The sequence below is a fragment of the Antarctobacter heliothermus genome (genome assembly GCF_002237555.1).
GTDB classification, from domain to species: Bacteria; Pseudomonadota; Alphaproteobacteria; order Rhodobacterales; family Rhodobacteraceae; genus Antarctobacter; species Antarctobacter heliothermus_B.
The window spans coordinates 4,351,529-4,367,834 of the sequence record NZ_CP022540.1; the positions used below are offsets into that span (position 1 = coordinate 4,351,529).

The 16,306-nt window shown below is 60.7% G+C and carries 12 protein-coding genes; 3 read left to right on the forward strand and 9 right to left on the reverse strand.

Annotated features, from left to right (window positions below):
- The first annotated feature begins 217 nt into the window (after nt 1-217).
- Nucleotides 218-1,468 (forward strand): IS256 family transposase, encoded by a 1,251-nt coding sequence (locus ANTHELSMS3_RS20600; protein ID WP_094033518.1) that lies wholly within the window; start codon nt 218-220, stop codon nt 1,466-1,468.
- Nucleotides 1,469-2,544: 1,076 nt separating this feature from the next.
- On the opposite strand, the gene ANTHELSMS3_RS20605 is transcribed toward ANTHELSMS3_RS20600, so the two are convergent.
- The 5 genes from ANTHELSMS3_RS20605 to metZ all read right to left on the reverse strand — a co-directional run bounded on the left by ANTHELSMS3_RS20605 (nt 2,545) and on the right by metZ (nt 8,476).
- Entirely contained in the window at nt 2,545-4,131 is a 1,587-nt protein-coding gene (locus ANTHELSMS3_RS20605) for a 5-guanidino-2-oxopentanoate decarboxylase (RefSeq protein WP_094036505.1), read from the reverse strand.
- Nucleotides 4,131-5,579: a TrkH family potassium uptake protein gene (locus ANTHELSMS3_RS20610; RefSeq protein ID WP_094036506.1), complete on the reverse strand. Its 1,449-nt coding sequence runs from the start codon at nt 5,577-5,579 to the stop codon at nt 4,131-4,133. Before ANTHELSMS3_RS20610 ends, ANTHELSMS3_RS20605 begins: the two co-directional genes overlap by 1 nt.
- A 93-nt stretch (nt 5,580-5,672) precedes the next feature.
- Nucleotides 5,673-5,900 (reverse strand): hypothetical protein, encoded by a 228-nt coding sequence (locus ANTHELSMS3_RS20615; RefSeq protein WP_094036507.1) that lies wholly within the window; start codon nt 5,898-5,900, stop codon nt 5,673-5,675.
- A gap of 154 nt (nt 5,901-6,054) precedes the next feature.
- Nucleotides 6,055-7,155 (reverse strand): GTP cyclohydrolase FolE2, encoded by a 1,101-nt coding sequence (gene folE2, locus ANTHELSMS3_RS20620; protein WP_094036508.1) that lies wholly within the window; start codon nt 7,153-7,155, stop codon nt 6,055-6,057.
- A 127-nt stretch (nt 7,156-7,282) separates the two neighbouring features.
- Complete coding sequence (metZ, locus tag ANTHELSMS3_RS20625; protein WP_094036509.1) at nt 7,283-8,476, reverse strand: O-succinylhomoserine sulfhydrylase; 1,194 nt, start codon at nt 8,474-8,476, stop codon at nt 7,283-7,285.
- A 248-nt stretch (nt 8,477-8,724) separates the two neighbouring features.
- On the opposite strand from metZ, the gene ANTHELSMS3_RS20630 reads away from it, so the two are divergent.
- Both ANTHELSMS3_RS20630 and ANTHELSMS3_RS20635 read left to right on the forward strand, forming a co-directional pair.
- The gene (locus ANTHELSMS3_RS20630) at nt 8,725-9,651 is read left to right on the forward strand and encodes a T6SS effector phospholipase Tle3 domain-containing protein (RefSeq protein ID WP_094036510.1); all 927 of its coding nucleotides are present in this window, start codon (nt 8,725-8,727) and stop codon (nt 9,649-9,651) included.
- Between the two features lie 122 nt (nt 9,652-9,773).
- Entirely contained in the window at nt 9,774-11,648 is a 1,875-nt protein-coding gene (locus ANTHELSMS3_RS20635; RefSeq protein WP_094036511.1) for a cation:proton antiporter domain-containing protein, read from the forward strand.
- A gap of 75 nt (nt 11,649-11,723) precedes the next feature.
- On the opposite strand, the gene ANTHELSMS3_RS20640 is transcribed toward ANTHELSMS3_RS20635, so the two are convergent.
- The 4 genes from ANTHELSMS3_RS20640 to ANTHELSMS3_RS20655 form a co-directional block, all read right to left on the reverse strand.
- Nucleotides 11,724-12,230: a CarD family transcriptional regulator gene (locus ANTHELSMS3_RS20640; protein ID WP_094036512.1), complete on the reverse strand. Its 507-nt coding sequence runs from the start codon at nt 12,228-12,230 to the stop codon at nt 11,724-11,726.
- 272 nt (nt 12,231-12,502) lie between these two features.
- Entirely contained in the window at nt 12,503-12,841 is a 339-nt protein-coding gene (gene fdxA / locus ANTHELSMS3_RS20645; protein ID WP_094036513.1) for a ferredoxin FdxA, read from the reverse strand.
- Between the two features lie 55 nt (nt 12,842-12,896).
- Nucleotides 12,897-13,277 carry an RNA-binding S4 domain-containing protein gene (locus ANTHELSMS3_RS20650; protein WP_094036514.1) on the reverse strand — a complete coding sequence of 127 codons (381 nt, stop codon included), beginning with the start codon at nt 13,275-13,277 and terminating at the stop codon, nt 12,897-12,899.
- Nucleotides 13,278-16,280, reverse strand: a complete 3,003-nt coding sequence (locus ANTHELSMS3_RS20655; protein ID WP_094036515.1) for a helicase-related protein — start codon at nt 16,278-16,280, stop codon at nt 13,278-13,280.
- Nucleotides 16,281-16,306: the final 26 nt, after the last annotated feature.

A 16,306-nucleotide genomic window follows, 5' to 3' on the forward strand; every position in this document is an offset into this window, starting at 1 on the left:
CCAGACCGCAGACATGAAAAGGCCGGGCAACGTGCCCGGCCTTTTTTGTTGCCTGCGGGTTTGGGTGCTCTGTGACGGCAAAGCTTTTGACATCTTTGGTGGGGCGTTGCGGGCTGGTCGGAGAGATATGCGCGAAAGTTGGTGATGCCCTGAGGGGCGACATATCATGGCGGTGTCGAAGCGCCGTCAATTCTCAACCGAGAAAGGGATATGCCACATGCAAGAGAATACCATCACCCAGCTATCTGATCCATCCGGGATTTCGCCGGACCCGCTGACCGACCTCATCCGGGACGGCGCGCGCAAGCTGATCGAGCAGGCGATTGAGGCGGAACTGTCCACGCTGCTTGGCGCCTTTGCCGATCACAAGCTTGAGGATGGTCGCGCAAGACTGGTTCGTCATGGGCACCTGCCCGAGCGTGAGATTTTGACCGGTGTCGGGCCTGTTGCCGTGACGGTGCCGCGTGTGCGGGACCGCAAGCCGGGCACGGACAAGATCGCGTTCACGCCCAGCATCCTGCCGCGGTATCTGCGCAAGGCAAAGTCGGTCGAAGAGCTGCTGCCCTGGCTTTACCTGAAGGGCGTGTCCACCGGCGATTTCAGTGAGGCGCTTGCCGCCCTGCTGGGGCCACACGCCAAGGGCCTCTCGGCCACTACGATCACGCGGCTGAAAGCGGACTGGTGGTCCGAGTACGAGGCCTGGGAAAAGCGTGACCTCGGCACCCGGCGGTTTCTCTACATCTGGGCCGACGGCGTCTATTTCAAGCCGCGAAGGGCCGAGGAAAAACAATGCGTTTTGGTGATCGTGGGTGCGGATGAATACGGCCGCAAGGAGCTGCTGGCCATGACCGACGGCTTCCGCGAAAGCACTCAGAGTTGGCGCGAGGTTCTGCTCGATCTCAAACGCCGCGGACTGAAGCAGGATCCCAAGCTCGCCATAGGCGACGGCGCCCTGGGGTTCTGGGCGGCACTGCGCGAGGTCTTCCCCTCGACACAGGAGCAGCGGTGCTGGCTCCACAAAACCATGAACGTGCTCAACGCGCTGCCGAAATCGGTGCAAGCCAAGGCCAAGGCGCACCTGCACGACATCTGGCAGGCCGAAACCCGAGCCGCGGCGTCGGCCGCCTTCGACTTCTTCGTCGATGCCTACGGCGTGAAATGGGACAAGGCAGTCGCCAAGTTGGTCAAGGATCGGGATGCACTACTGACCTTCTACGACTACCCGGCCGAACACTGGAAACACATCCGGACGTCAAATCCGATCGAGAGCACGTTCGCCACCGTCAGACACAGGACGAAACGCACCAAGGGCTGCCTCAGCCGCAAGACTGGGCTCGCCATGGCTTTCCGGCTGATGATGTCTGCTCAGACGAAATGGCGAAAACTCGACGGGCGGAATCGCCTCCCGGAGGTCATCAGCGGGGTTGAGTTCCGCGACGGCGTCCGCCAACTTCAAAACGCCGCCTGATCACGCGTCACCAACTTCTGCGCATATCTCCTGGTCGGAACGGCACAGCCACTTGCCGCTATCACACTCTCGGCAGCCCCTGACAGGACTTCACCGAAAGATAGTGCCGGAACTAGACCCATCATTGTATATGCAGCCCAGTCTGCAAATGTAGTAATCGACCCAACACCACATCCCTGACCAGCCAGATGATCGACCATCCGAGCAACTGTTAAGCCTTTGCTCGCATCCGATTTCGCACCATAGATCTGGCAGTTCCGGGCCGCCTCCGCCCGGCACGTTTGGCGCTCGCATTGCTTGAGCAGACATGCCGTTGCCGCTGTCTGAGCAACCGCAACTACAACTTTTTTGAGGAGACGTAGACATCGCCACCAGCAGGATGTCTGAGATTGAGACCGTTAGCCGCCCACCAATCGTTATCTCAGATTTTGGATCAAGAAAAAAAACGGCGGTGTCGTGCGAGTCACTTGGAGTAGCCACATCAACGATTGAGCTTTCATCAATCTCAATGGTTTGGCCCATCGGAGACAGGGACCTATGAATACAAATCTTCCCCTTTCCGGCAGGGCCGTTATAGCCCCGAACGCCGATTAGCGGTCGACCTTTCTTTTCTAATGATGGATGGATTCGAATGTTCTTTGCGGATTCTTCCATTGCAATTGTCCTCCGAATTGTGAACGGGAACTGGTGTTCACAGCGGCATTCTATCACACTAACGCCATCTACGCTTCACAAGGCTGGGGAGAGATGCTGTTTCGGAGAGTGGTGTAGGTTCTGCTATCGCAGATCAGGACCTGTCGTGCGTCACACAACATTGGCCTATCTGGGGTCAAAGAGGTCCGTGCGTTCCGAAGAGCTAGTGATCCCGCTTCGACCTCCAAACCCACAAAATCCGGGCGCTTTTTGCTGCCCTGTCTATGTCATGCAGACCTGCATACGACACGCCGACCAATGCGCAAACGCCACGCGCCTCCGCACCCGCCGGGGGAGGCAAACCTTAACGGTTCGTAAAAACGCCTCTGTAAGCCATTGATTTCACTTAGGCGCAAAGCTGTCCACGCGTGGACAGCCCCAATTCACACCAGTGCCGGGGTCATTCTGATCACAGTCGGCCCCTCCGCCTGAAACGCCTCTACCAGCGCCGCTTGTAGCCCCTCCAGATCCGACGGCTCCACCGAGCCGGCCCCATAGGCCCGCGCGAGGGCCAGAAAATCAGGGTTCCTCGCCACCACCGCATTGGGGGCGATCTGGCTGGCCACCATACTGTCGCGGATCTCCCCCAAAGAGCCATTGTCCCAGACCAGAATAGGCAGCGGCAGGCCCAGCTCCACCGCCGTGCCCAGCTCTGGCAGGGTATATTGCAGGCCATAGTCGCCCATGATCGCACAGGTCGGCAGCCCCTTGCGCGCCACCGCCCCACCAATCGCGGCGGGCAGCGCATAGCCCAGCGTGCCAAAGCCGGACGGATGATGCCAATGGCCCGCGCGCGGCATGTCCCAGACCTCCTTGCCGCCATAGGCCAGCTGGGTCATATCCGAATAGATCATCGCATCGTCCGGCATCGCGGCCCGCAACGTCTCCGCCACCTCAACAATGCCGGGACGCTCCGCCATGATCTCGCCCCGCCAACGACGGCGCGTCTCGGCCACACGGCCCGCATCCCAACAGGCAGTCCGATCATCGTTGCGCGCCGGGATCGCGATGGTCAGTGCTTTCATCAACGCCGCCGCGTCGCCGACAAACCCCATGTCCCCAGCCCGCAAGCCTGACAGCACCTCCGGATCCAGATCCACCCGGATCGTGCGCCCCGTGTTGCCCAAGCGATCCCGCCACAGATCCACTTCGGACAGTTCCGTCCCCAAGGCCACAACCAGATCCGCCTCTGCCGCGATCCGCGCGCTATCGGGTCGTGCAAGGAACGAGCCAAAGAACAGCGGCTGATCCGCAGGCACAATGCCCCGCCCCGCATAGGTCACGAAACTGGCCGCCCCGGTCTGCTGCAACAGCGCCGGCACATACTCGGCCCCCGCCGCCGCCCCGCCACCAAACACGAACAAGGGTTTCTCTGCCTCGGTGAGCGCATCAATCACGGCGTAGATCTGATCGTGTGTCAGATGCGGCACCTCGGGCCGCAAGGGGGGCTCTGGCGCCGGATCGGCCAGCGCACCCAACGCCGCAATCGGCACATGCAGCGCCTTGGGCCGGGGCCGCGCGCTGGCAAATTCGCCAAAAGCCCGGTCAATCAGGGCAAAGACCGCCGTCGGATCAGAGGCCGTTTCCGACCAGTCGCACACCGTCGCGCCCGCCGCCCGCTGGTCGCGCATCTGGTGCAACTGCCCGCGCCGCGCCGCCACCTCATCCAGACAAGAGGCCAGCGCCAGCACCGGCACGCTGTCGGAATAGGCCTGCCCCAGTGCCGTCATGGCATTCACAAAACCCGGACCCGTGATCAAATAGCACACGCCCGGACGCCCCGAGGCACGGGCATAGCCATCGGCCATGAACCCCGCCCCCTGTTCGTGCCGGGCCAGAACATGCGTGATGCCGGCCTCTTCGATGCCGCGATACATTTCGACATTGTGCACGCCGGGAATGCCAAAGATCACCTCGACTCCACGCGCTTTCAGGGCATGGCTGATCTGTGCGCCAAGGGGTTTCTGCATCAGGCCCTCCAAAAGCCAATTGTGAACAGGGCAAAGACGGCCAGCAGTTCCAGCCGCCCGACCAGCATGGCAAAAGTCAGGATCCATTTTGCCGTGTCGCTGAGACCAGCAAAGTTGCCGGTCGGACCGATCTTATCCCCCAGCCCCGGTCCGATATTGGCGATCGCCGTGGCCGCCCCGGAAACAGAGGTGATGAAATCCAGCCCCGTCAGGCTGAGTGCGACAGACAGCACCCCCAGCGTGACGACAAAGAAAACAAAAAAGCTCATGACCGAACTCATGACATCCGGGCCCACCGGGCGCCCCTCGTAACGCGGAACGAAAACACCGTGTGGGGCACGAATACGGCGCAACTGCACCCGGATCGAGGCGAACAACAGTTGATACCGAAAAATCTTGACCGAACAGGCGGTCGATCCCGCACAGCCGCCAATCAACCCGATGAAAAAGAACATCGCCACAAGGAACGGCCCCCAAGTCATGTAGTCGACGCTGGAAAAGCCGGTGCCCGTCATGATCGAGGTGATATTGAACAGGGCTTCGCGCACGGCCTGTTCCGGATGGTGTGGAAAAATCGACAATAAGATAGAGGCGGTGACGACAACCAACACAGCGATGATGGTCACAAACGTCACAACCTGACTGTCCCGGAACAAAACAAAACGGTGCCCGGCAACCATCTGGACGTAGCGGACAAAAGGCAGCGCCGCGAGCACCATAAAGACCGAGGCGACGTACTCTGCCGGACCTGCAAAGACTGCAAAAGAGACATCGTAATTGGCGAAACCGCCGGTGGACACGGTGGTCATCGCGTGCACCGTCGCGTCAAAGGCGTTCATCCCGCAAAACAGGTAGAAGATCGTGCAGAACAGCGTGAGCGAAATGTAGATCGACGAGATCGACGCCGAGATTTGCGTCGCACGGGGCAGGATCTTGCCCATCGTGTCAAACGCCTCAGACCGAAAAATCTGCATCCCGCCGACCCGCAGTTCGGGTAGAAAAACCATGGCGACAACGATGATGCCGATCCCCCCCAGCCATTGCAGCAACCCGCGCCACAGCAACAGCCCTTTGGGAAGATCGTCGAGGCCAGTAAAGACGGTCGACCCGGTGGTGGTCAGCCCCGACATGGCCTCGAACAGCGCGTCCGTATAACTGGCGTCTGTGGCGCCCAGAACAAACGGCAAGGCACCAAAGACCGGCAGAGCGACCCAAACCCCAGTGGTCAACAAAAAGGTCTGCTGAAGGGTCAAGCCCTCTTTGACCGCGTTGGAGCAGGCCAATGACGTCAGCCCGCCCGCCAGAATGGTGATTGAGGCGCTTTCCAGAAAAACTGGCCATTCGCCACGGCCTTCGGCCAGATCGACCACAAGGGGCAACAGCATGGTGCCACCTAGACAGGCGACCAACAGGCCAATCACATAGGCGACAGGACGTACATCGAACATGAAGGCGAGCGTTGGCCTGACCGCGCGGGACTGTCAAGCATACGGGTTACAACTGAGCGCCAGATCACGGTAACTGTCCCCGCCAGACGTTGATCAAGCAGCCAGAAGATCGCGAAAGACAAACGGTAGAATGTCGTCCCGACGGATACCAAGGCTGGCCAGTTCGGCGTCGCTTGCGCATTCCAACGTGATGATCTGGCGTAACCGGGCACGGCGCAGTTGGGCCGGGTTTAGCCCGAACCCTACTTCAGACAGATAAACGTCAATCCGGGTGTTGAGAGACCTGTGGCCCATTCCGATCTGGATATTGTCGCGCGTCATGACTGGAAACCTTTCCTTCTTACGGTCGGTTTCCTCCCTGTGCGGAGATTGCCACAGAACCCCTGACCAAGCTATGAATGGGAATTACAATGCCGTGAGGCCCGGTGCGCTGCTCAAAGTCGCGGCATCCGTTGCCCGGGTGCCGCGAAAATCATCATCCGACATGAAAGAGCGTCGAGAACAGTTTAGGGTCAAGACTGTCGGCGGCAAACAGATCGCCCTCTGTCAGGACAGAGACCGCATCATGGCTGTGCAGACTTTCTTGATGGCTGGCCACAACGCGATAGTCGCCCACCCGTTCGTCCGCCTGCAATTGTTCCGCAAATAGGCGCGCTGCGTCTTCGACAAAGATCGGGTTTGCGGCGTTCAGCTCTGCAAAGGCCTGTTCGTCTTCACGTTTGACCATAACTTGCGTTTCTGTCGGCACGGCGCGGCGGCACATGTCCACCACATCTTCAAACCACAGGCAATCGCCTTCACGCAGCTCGACCGAAATCCTCGCAACCGACCGCTGCGAATGCGGCGTTGCCAGTTGACCGCGGGTCTGACGGGCATGTTCGCTAAGTTCCAGCGAGCAGGGACAGGTCGACGAATAGACATAGTCAAGATGCATGACCTTGCGGCGCACCCCGTCCCGTTCGACCAATTCCAGCGCGATGTCGTAGTACTGATAGCCGGACAGGCCGGACCGCAGGCTGTCCACCTTCATCGGAAAGGAAAAGCGCATGTTGATCCGTGCGTCAAAGCTTTCGAGGTCGGACTTGTAGTCGTCCAGCGCGGCCTCGATCACCTCAAAGCTAAAGGTTTTCTCCGCATGGGCATAAAAGGACCGCATGATGCGGCTCATGTTGATGCCCTTTTTGTCCGCCTCAAGGCTGACCGTACCCGTCACCGAGGTTTCCAACCGCAAGTCGCCATTGTCTCGTGTGCGATACTGGATCGGCAGGCGAAAGTTGGAGATGCCGACATGCTGGATGGCACGGTTTGCCCCCCGGATCAGAGAGGACGGGCCATTCTGCAGATCCGGCAACGTGTCCTTATAGGCGGCATCGACGCTGAAACCCTCAGGGTATACGCGCGCAAACGCCGGATAGGTTTCTGGCGTGGCGTCGGGCGTCAAGCGCCCGACAATCGGATCCAGCGCCGCAATTTCGGCGTCATGCGCCTTGGACGCCCAGCGCCGTAGCAGCGCCAGCGCCTCTGCCGCCTCTTCCTTGCTGGGTTTCCGGTCGATGGCCGGTGTGTGGATATTCATGTCAGGTCCACCTCTTTCGCGCATGTCCTACACCTTGAGACCTAAGAACTGTTTAGCACAATTCCAATCTCAACCACATATACGTCATCGGCATCCGATCGGATCATTCACAGACGGCACTGGATCGTCAAACTACGTCCAAGGCCTGTTTCACATCGCGAACAATGTCGGCCGGATCCTCGATCCCGACCGACAGACGGATCATCCCGTCACCGATGCCCAGCGAGGCGCGTTGTTCCGGCTTTAACCGCTGATGGGTTGTCGTGGCCGGATGAGTAGCGATGGATTTCGCATCCCCGAGATTGTTCGAGATGATCACGATCTGCAAAGCGTTCAGCAGGCGAAATGCCGCCTCCTTGCCGCCGACCACTTCGAAGGACACCAGCGTGCCGCCGGCCCCCAACTGGCGCTGGACCAGTGCGTGTTGTGGGTGGCTGGCATGGCCGGGATAGATCATCCGCGACACCTTGGGGTGGTCTGCCAGCGCCTCTGCCAGCGCCACGGCACCCTCTGTCTGGGCGCGCACACGCAGGCCCACGGTTTCCAACCCTTTGAGCATGATCCACGCGTTGAACGGGCTCATCGAGCCGCCTGTGTGCTTCATGTAGGGTTCCACGACGCCGCGGATGTGTTCCCGCGTTCCCAGGATCACACCGCCCAGACAGCGGCCCTGCCCGTCGACGTGTTTGGTTGTGGAATAGACAACCAGATCCGCGCCTTGTGCGATGGCCTTGGAGTAAACTGGCGTCGAAAAGACGTTGTCGACAACTACAGTCGCCCCCACCTTGTGGGCCAGCGCGGCCACGGCCTCTATGTCGACCAGTTCCAGTGTCGGGTTGGACATGCTCTCGAAAAAGACCGCCTTGGTCTCCGGGCGGAGCGCTGCCTCCCACTGGGCCAGATCGGCGCCATCGACAAATGTCACCTCGACCCCGTAGCGTGTCAGAACGTCCTCAAGGATATACAGACACGACCCGAACAGCGCGCGGGCGGACACCACATGGTCCCCCGCCTTTAACATAGACGTCAGCGCGCCATTGACCGCCGCCATGCCAGACGCACAGGCAAACCCGTCTTCAGCCCCTTCGAGCAGCGCCATGCGCTCTTCGAACATGGCGACCGTCGGATTGCCGTAGCGGGCATAGATAAATTCATCCTCACCCGCCTTCAGAAAGCGCGCTTCTGCCGCCTCAGCGGTGTCATAGACAAACCCCTGCGTCAGAAAGATCGCTTCGCTGACCTCTCCCCACTGGCTGCGTTTGGTACCACCGTGCACGAGGTTGGTTGCCTTGCCAAAAGGTTGGCCGTTGTCAATTGTCATGGGTTCTCTCCCAACAAAAAAGCCCCGATCGCGGTCAAGCGAAAGGAGCCTTCCGTCTGACCTCTTTAGCGGAATTTCAAGGGGCGATGCCCTTTGTGGCCCGCAATCCGGTAAACAAATCGCCACGCCGATTGGCATAGAGACGTTAAAAACACATTGCAAGAGCGTCACGTCAATGTAACCGGACCTTCACGAATTCGTCGCAGCCTTGGCTTAGCTCCTCGCACAAGATGTAGTGGGACGTTGCAATGCCAATGCTATGCGTCACCGTGACGGATTCCGACCCTCGCCTGCATGGCGATGATGTACCCTTGCAGCCCGCCCTTGCCGCTGCTCTTGCGGCGGACTCCGGGCCGGTCACCATCATGGTGCATGGGTACAAGTACCAGCCGGGGCACCCTATCCATTGCCCGCACGGCACACTGATGTCGCCAGAGCCGCGCAATGGCGACTGGAAGATTGTCAGCTGGCCAGAGCGGCTGGGACTGCATGGGCAGCGCGGACAGGGTCTGGCAATCTCTTTTGGCTGGCGGGCACGCGGGTCGATTTGGGCGGCGCACCGGCGGGCCGAGGCGGCTGGCCATGCGCTGGCCGCGCTTGTCCGCGAAATCCGTCAATACGCCCCCACCCGCAGAATCAATGTCGTCGCGCATTCTCTGGGCGCACGGGTGGCGCTGACTGCGATACGCGTCGGCCCTTGTGGCGCGATCACGCGCGCAGTTCTGCTGGCGGCGGCAGAATACGGCGAGATCGCGTCACAGACGCTGGACAGCCCGTCCGGGCGGCTGACAGAGGTGCTCAACGTCACCACGCGCGAAAACGATCTTTATGATTTCATGCTGGAATGCCTCGTGCCCCCGCAGCGGCGGGGCGATCGGATGCTGGGCCATGGCGGCCTGCGTCACCCGCGCCTCGTCACCCTGCAATTGGACGACACCCGCAGCCTTGCTGCGCTGCGCCATGCGGGCTTTCCGATTGCTGCGCCAGAGCGATTGATCTGCCACTGGTCGCCCTACCTGCGGAAAGGGGTCTTTCCGCTCTACCGCGCCGTCCTGACTGGAGCGATGCCGCTGGATCGGCTGCGCGCGCTCTTGCCGGACGACTGCGCACCGCGCTGGTCGCGACTGCGACTACGCCTGCCCCGTCCGCAACCCCGACTGCTGCCCGCAGAGTGAGCGTCGATTGGCCTACAAAGGGCGGACCGCATTGATTTGAGGCAGACGGGAAATGTCACCTGTTGCCACTGACGCCGTCTCCGGCACACTATGGTGTATAGGCGCAAACAGTGGGGTGGGGTGTGGATTCCTTTCTTTTTCAGGCTTCTGTTTTTCTGCTTGCCGCAGTGATTGCCGTCCCGCTGGCCACACGGCTGGGGCTGGGATCGGTATTGGGTTACCTTCTCGCCGGGCTGGTCATCGGTCCCGGGCTGGGCTTGGTTGTCGATACGGCGGACATCCAACACTACGCCGAATTCGGCGTGGTCATGATGCTGTTCCTGATCGGGCTGGAACTGGAACCTCGCGCGCTCTGGGGCATGCGGCACCGTCTGATCGGGCTGGGCGGTCTGCAAGTCACGCTGACGACCTGCGCGATCCTTGCGGGCGCTATGGCGTTGGGGCTGGCCTGGCCGACGGCGCTGGCCGTGGGACTTGCACTGGCGCTGTCCTCTACCGCTATCGTATTGCAAACTCTTAATGAAAAGAAACTGATGCAAACCAACGGCGGCCGCTCTGCCTTTTCGGTCCTGTTGACGCAAGACATTGCGGTTATCCCCATGCTGGTGATCTTTCCGCTGTTGTCGGTTGCGGCGTTTGTCAGCCCCGCACAATTCCTGAACAACGTCGACGACCACGCGGCCGAAGCCCACCACGCCAGCCTGTCGCTGGTCGAAGGATTGCCCGGTTGGGGGGCGGCACTTGTGACGCTGGGCGTGATCGCGGCGATCATCCTTGCCGGGGCTTACGGAGCAAGACCGCTGTTCCGCTACGTCCACGCCGCCCGCCTGCCAGAGATGTTCACTGCCGTGGCGCTGCTGATCGTGATCGGCATTGCCTTTCTGATGATCCTGGTAGGGTTGTCCCCGGCCTTAGGCACCTTTCTTGCCGGAGTTGTTCTGGCCAACTCGGAATTTCGACATCAGCTGGAATCGGATGTCGAACCGTTCAAGGGCCTGCTGCTGGGTCTGTTTTTCATAACCGTGGGCGCAGGAATCGACGTTGACGCGCTATTGGCCGAACCGCTGACCATACTTGGGATAGCTCTGGCGGTGATCTTGATCAAAGGCGCGATCCTCTATGGGCTTGGGCGCAGCTTTGGCCTGCGCAAGCGTGGTCTATGGCTGTTTACGTTGGGCCTGGCACAGGCTGGCGAATTTGGCTTTGTGTTGATCTCATTCGGTCGTCAACAAAACGTCTTTCCCGACGTTCTGGGTGATCGACTATTGCTGGTGATCGCCATGACCATGCTGATCACACCGCTTTTGTTCCTGTTTTTCGACCACCTCAATAAAGGCTTCAGCAAGGTCACCGAGGACCCGACCGAAGACACGATTGACGAAGAAGGGCCCGTAATCATTGCCGGGATCGGGCGCTTTGGGCAGATCGTCAATCGTCTGGTCCGGTCAGCCGGCCATCGGACGGTGGTTCTGGACCACGATATCAAGACCATTCAGTTGATGCGGCGCTTCGGGGTCAAAGGCTTTTTCGGCGACCCCACCCGGCCAGAACTGATGCATGCTGCGGGAATCGAAACCGCGCGCGTTCTGGTGGCCGCATTGGACGACCCCAAGGCCACGACCAAGCTGGTCGCCTATGCCCGACGCGTTCGCCCCGATCTGCACATTGTCGCCCGCGCCCGCGACCGAATGCATGTTTATGCGCTGTACCAGGCCGGCGCCAATGACATCGTCCGTGAAATGTTCGATTCCAGTCTGCGCGCCGGGCGCTATGTTCTGGAAAACGTGGGCATGACAGAGTTTGAGGCCGCCATCGCCGAAGAGACCTTTTACCACCATGACAGAAAGACCATTCAGGAACTGGCGGAACTGTGGGATCCTTCCGTGCCACAGGCCGAGAACGCGGCCTATGTGGCGCGATCCAAGGAGTTGGAGCGCGAGTTGGAAACCGAACTATACACCGCCCTCGCCGCGCGCGGAAAGCAGGACGCCGCCTGACCCTTGATCGATCAGCCCAAGAAAAAACCGCGCCCGGTTAGGGACGCGGTCAATACAGTTCAGACTGTCGTTAGATTACGCGGCGCGCAGGCTCAAAACGTCGTCCACCTGCTTGGCGGCGGCGGTCTCATCACCGGAAACGGCGGCAACCTCACGGGTCAGACGCTCCAGCGCAGCCTCGTACAGCTGACGCTCAGAGTAGGATTGTTCGCGCTGGTCATCGGCGCGGTGCAGGTCGCGTACGACCTCGGCAATTGCGATCAGGTCGCCCGAGTTGATCTTTTGCTCATACTCCTGGGCGCGACGTGACCACATGGCCCGCTTGACCTTGGCCTTACCGCGCAGCGTTCTCATCGCCTCGTCCACCACATCGGGTGAAGACAGGGACCGCATGCCAACTTCGGTGGCCTTGTGCGTCGGAACGCGCAGGGTCATCTTGTCCTTCTCAAAGGAGATCACAAAGAGTTCGAGGTTGATCCCGGCGATCTCTTGCTTTTCAATCGACACGATCTGGCCGACGCCATGCGCCGGATAAACCACATATTCATTGGGACGGAAGTCAGCTTTTTTGGTCTTGGTCATGTAAGTCAGTCCTCGCAACTCATCAGTTGACAGGCGACAAGAAAGACGACCGGGGATCGCAAGATTCCCGTTCATCTCATGTCATACAGTCTGGTTATGCCCCGAAAGGCCGTCGGGCTTTGCGCCCGGCATGTGCAGCATCATGTGAAACATATGTATAGCACAGAATGCGAGCGCATCCTAGCACAGTCACATATTCGCAATTACGCCTGAAAAATCAGGCGCTTGCCCAGAGAACTGCGGATTTCTCCACAGCATCCTCGCGAATCAACTCAGCCCCCTTCGCCCGGAGCCTCGGTAAAGTACTTGTCCAGCTTGCCAGTCTCACCGTCGCGTTCCTCGGCTTCTGGCAGAGGGTCTTTCTTAGTGATGATCACAGGCCACATTTCAGCATACTTGCGGTTGAATTCAACCCATTTTTCCATGTCCGGCTCTGTGTCCGGGCGGATCGCATCCGCCGGGCATTCCGGTTCGCAAACGCCGCAATCGATGCATTCGTCGGGATGGATCACCAACGCGTTCTCACCCTCATAGAAACAATCCACCGGACAGACCTCGACGCAATCCGTGTATTTGCAGGCGATGCAGTTGTCGGTGACGACGTAGGTCATGAGGCTCTCGTTCCTGGGGGCGCACTTTGGGGACTAGCTAATCCAGCATCCGCCATCATTCAAGCGCGGAAGACCGCGACTTGTCGTACTGGCGGCGGTCCTTCTTGGTCGGGCGACCGCCACCGTCATAGCGCGGGGCCTCTGGCTGGCGTTCTCGTGGCACCGGGGGCGACAGATCTTCATACAGCGCCTGCGCCTCGGGGGCCGGGCCGCGCCGGTCCCCCAATGCGATGACGCGGATCACCCGCACATCGCGCCCCTGTGGAAAGGTCAACACATCGCCGGGGGCCACCATGTAGGCTGGTTTGGCCACCGGGTTGCTGTTCACCCGGCAATGCCCGCCCTGAACCGCCTTGGCCGATAGCGAGCGCGTTTTGAAAAAACGCGCTTGCCAGAGCCATTTGTCGATGCGGATCTTGAGAGCGGGGTCAGCCAATCAAGTCTTGTCCTTGAGCCCCATAAGCGCGGCTGCAAAGGGGTTATCCGGATCGATCGGCTTTTCCCTGCGTGGTGGACGCGCCTCAAAGGTTTTGCCACCCTCGTGCTTGGGCGGTCTGCCCTTGCCCTTGGGTTTGCCGCCCTTGCCGCGTGGCCGGTCGCCGCCTTCGCCGCCCTTGTTGCCACGCTGGGGACGTCCGCCGCGATCGCCTTTGGGGGCATCGGCACCGGATGCGTCAGCATTGCCACCACGCGCTTGGCGACGGGGCTTGTTCCCGCCCGCACCACGGCGCTGGTTGTTGCCGCGATTGCCACCCCATGTGAAGGCGTAGAACACCTCCAGCTCTGGTCCGGCCAGCGCCTCGTCCGGGGCGGTCCCGGGCAGGATTTCCTCTTCGGGCGTGTCGGGAACAGGGGTTTCAGCGACAGGCTCCGCCGGTTCGGCAGACACTGGCGCCTCACCTTGATCTTCCAACTGGGCCACTGGTTCTGCCACATCCGCAGGCGCGGGCGTTTCTGCCGCATCAGGTGTCACACCTGCCGGTTCCTCCGCGGCGGCATCCATCACGGGCTTGTCGTCTGCCGGGGCACCTGCCTCTGTCGCCACAACCGCATCGACCGGCTTCACCTTGGCGCGTTCGCCCTTTTCAGCACGATAGCCAAGGCCCTGCATCAGGTCGGCAAACTGCTCCAGCGTCATGCCGGTGATCGACAGCATGTCCGGCTTGGCCTCAAACCCGCTACGGCTGTCCTCGGCGCGCAGCATATCGGCCAGACGTTCCAGCATGTCGATGCGAATCGACCGAGCACCCGCCTTGCGATACCCAGCCAACGAGTAGTGCTGCGCCGGAACCTCATCAATGTTTGGCACGGTCACAAGCCCCGGCGGCGGTGCCTCGGGGAACTCATCCAGCCCGTTTGCCAGCGACCACAGCACCAGCCGCAGCCTTGTGGGCGCGGGCTTGAGCAGCAGAGGCATAAAGATCGTGTACTGACCAAACCGCACACCGTGTTTGCGCAGCGCACCGCGCGAATCCTGATCCAGTGCCTTGACGTCATCGGCGATCTGGGCGCGCGGAATGACGCCCATGGCCTCGACCAATTGAAACGCAAATCCGCGCGACAGTCCGGTCAGCGTCTCATCGTCGCGCATCTTCAGCAGAGGCTCAAACAGCGCGGCGATCTTGCGGTCCATGAAATGCTGCAAGCGGCGCTCGACCTTGCTGGCCACGTCCGGCCCGGCCTCTTCGTCCACAAAGGCAACAACGCGCGGTTTCAGCGCGTCGTCACCCTTGGCGAGTTTGCCGACCGCCTGGCTGCCCCACATCAGGCCGCCCTGCTCGGTAAAATCGATCTCGGTATCCGGCGCATTGTAGAATCGGTCCGCCCGCAGATGGAAATGCGGCGTCAACGCCTGCAGGCTTGCCTGCCGCAGCGTCTTGGCCTCTTGTCCGGTTGCCTCTTTGTCCTGGCGGAACCGGAACCCTTCGAGCCGACCGACGAGATGACCCTCGACAGTGACTTCACCTTGATCGTTTACTTCGGCCAAGAGGGCCTCCTTTTGTTTCAACCGCCGCAACAGCACAGAGGTGCGGCGGTCTACAAATCTTTGCGTCAGACGGTCGTGCAGCGCATCCGACAGGGCGTCTTCTACAGCGCGAGTCCGCCCGCGCCAATGGTCTTCGTCCGCGATCCAGCCTTTGCGCTGCGCGACATATGTCCATGTGCGGATATACGCCAGCCGTTTCGACAATGTGTCAATGTCGCCATCGGTCCGGTCGATGCGGTTGACCTGTCGGGCCATGAAATCATCGGGAACGCCGCCTCTTTGGTGCAGGTGTCCAAAGATAACGCTCAACAAGGCCGCATGTTCCGCCGGAGAGATTCCCCGAAAATCAGGGATTCGGCACACATCCCACAGCAGCTTGACCGACACCGCATCAGAGGCCCGCGCCCGCACCTCGGCCTCGCTGGCCAGCGCGCGCAGGGCGCGCAGATCATCAGATTCGCGCGTCCTCAACAGGGTGTCGTTGTCCGGGCTGACCTCCAGACTGGCCTCCAGCGCGTCGATGGACCCAAAGCGCAGTACCGAAGACCGCCATTGCAGCTTTTTCAGCGGGGCAAAGCTGTGGTTGCAGATCGCCTCGGCCCACTCATCCGGCAACGGCCCCGCATCGCCGGTCACGCCAAAGGTGCCGTCCGACATGCCGCGCCCAGCGCGCCCGGCGATCTGCGCCAGTTCATTGGGCTGCAAGGCGCGCATCCGCCGACCGTCGAATTTGGCCAGCGAGGAAAACGCCACATGGTCGATGTCCAGATTCAGGCCCATGCCAATGGCATCTGTCGCCACCAGATAATCGACCTCGCGGTTCTGATATAGTTCCACTTGCGCATTGCGGGTCCGGGGTGACAGCGCGCCCATGACGACCGCAGCGCCGCCCTTTTGTCGCTTCAGCAGTTCGGCAATGGCATAGACGTTGTCGACCGAAAAACCGACAATCGCGGTGCGCGCAGGCAGTCGGCTGATCTTTTTCGACCCTGTATAGACCAGTTGGCTCATCCGTTCGCGTCGGACGTATTCCACCCCCGGCACCAGCGCCGAAATCGGCCCGCGCATGGTATCAGCCCCCAGAAACAGCGTCTCGTGGGTGCCGCGCATCCGCAGCAGACGGTCGGTAAAGACATGGCCGCGTTCAGGATCAGCACATAGCTGGATCTCGTCGATAGCGACAAAATCCGGGCCCATCCCCTCGGGCATCGCCTCGACGGTGCAGACCCAGTATTGGGCGCGCGGCGGCACGATGCGTTCCTCGCCCGTCACCAGCGCCACAACGGACGGGCCGCGAATAGCCACGATCTTGTCGAATACCTCGCGCGCCAGCAGGCGCAATGGCAGACCGATCACACCGCTGCGATAGCCAAGCATCCGCTCAATGGCATAGTGGGTCTTGCCTGTATTGGTCGGGCCAAGAACGGCCGCGATCCGAGAGTTCTGGGCCATGGGGCCGCCTATGTTTCGGGCACCCG

Bases quoted from the DNA above. Each gene is read 5' to 3' on its own strand.
- ANTHELSMS3_RS20600 (WP_094033518.1), top strand. From the start codon at position 218: ATGCAAGAGAATACCATCACCCAGCTATCTGATCCATCCGGGATTTCG.
- ANTHELSMS3_RS20605 (WP_094036505.1), bottom strand. From the start codon at position 4,131: ATGCAGAAACCCCTTGGCGCACAGATCAGCCATGCCCTGAAAGCGCGT.
- ANTHELSMS3_RS20610 (WP_094036506.1), bottom strand. From the start codon at position 5,579: ATGTTCGATGTACGTCCTGTCGCCTATGTGATTGGCCTGTTGGTCGCC.
- ANTHELSMS3_RS20615 (WP_094036507.1), bottom strand. From the start codon at position 5,900: ATGACGCGCGACAATATCCAGATCGGAATGGGCCACAGGTCTCTCAAC.
- folE2 (WP_094036508.1), bottom strand. From the start codon at position 7,155: ATGAATATCCACACACCGGCCATCGACCGGAAACCCAGCAAGGAAGAG.
- metZ (WP_094036509.1), bottom strand. From the start codon at position 8,476: ATGACAATTGACAACGGCCAACCTTTTGGCAAGGCAACCAACCTCGTG.
- ANTHELSMS3_RS20630 (WP_094036510.1), top strand. From the start codon at position 8,725: ATGCCAATGCTATGCGTCACCGTGACGGATTCCGACCCTCGCCTGCAT.
- ANTHELSMS3_RS20640 (WP_094036512.1), bottom strand. From the start codon at position 12,230: ATGACCAAGACCAAAAAAGCTGACTTCCGTCCCAATGAATATGTGGTT.
- fdxA (WP_094036513.1), bottom strand. From the start codon at position 12,841: ATGACCTACGTCGTCACCGACAACTGCATCGCCTGCAAATACACGGAT.
- ANTHELSMS3_RS20655 (WP_094036515.1), bottom strand. From the start codon at position 16,280: ATGGCCCAGAACTCTCGGATCGCGGCCGTTCTTGGCCCGACCAATACA.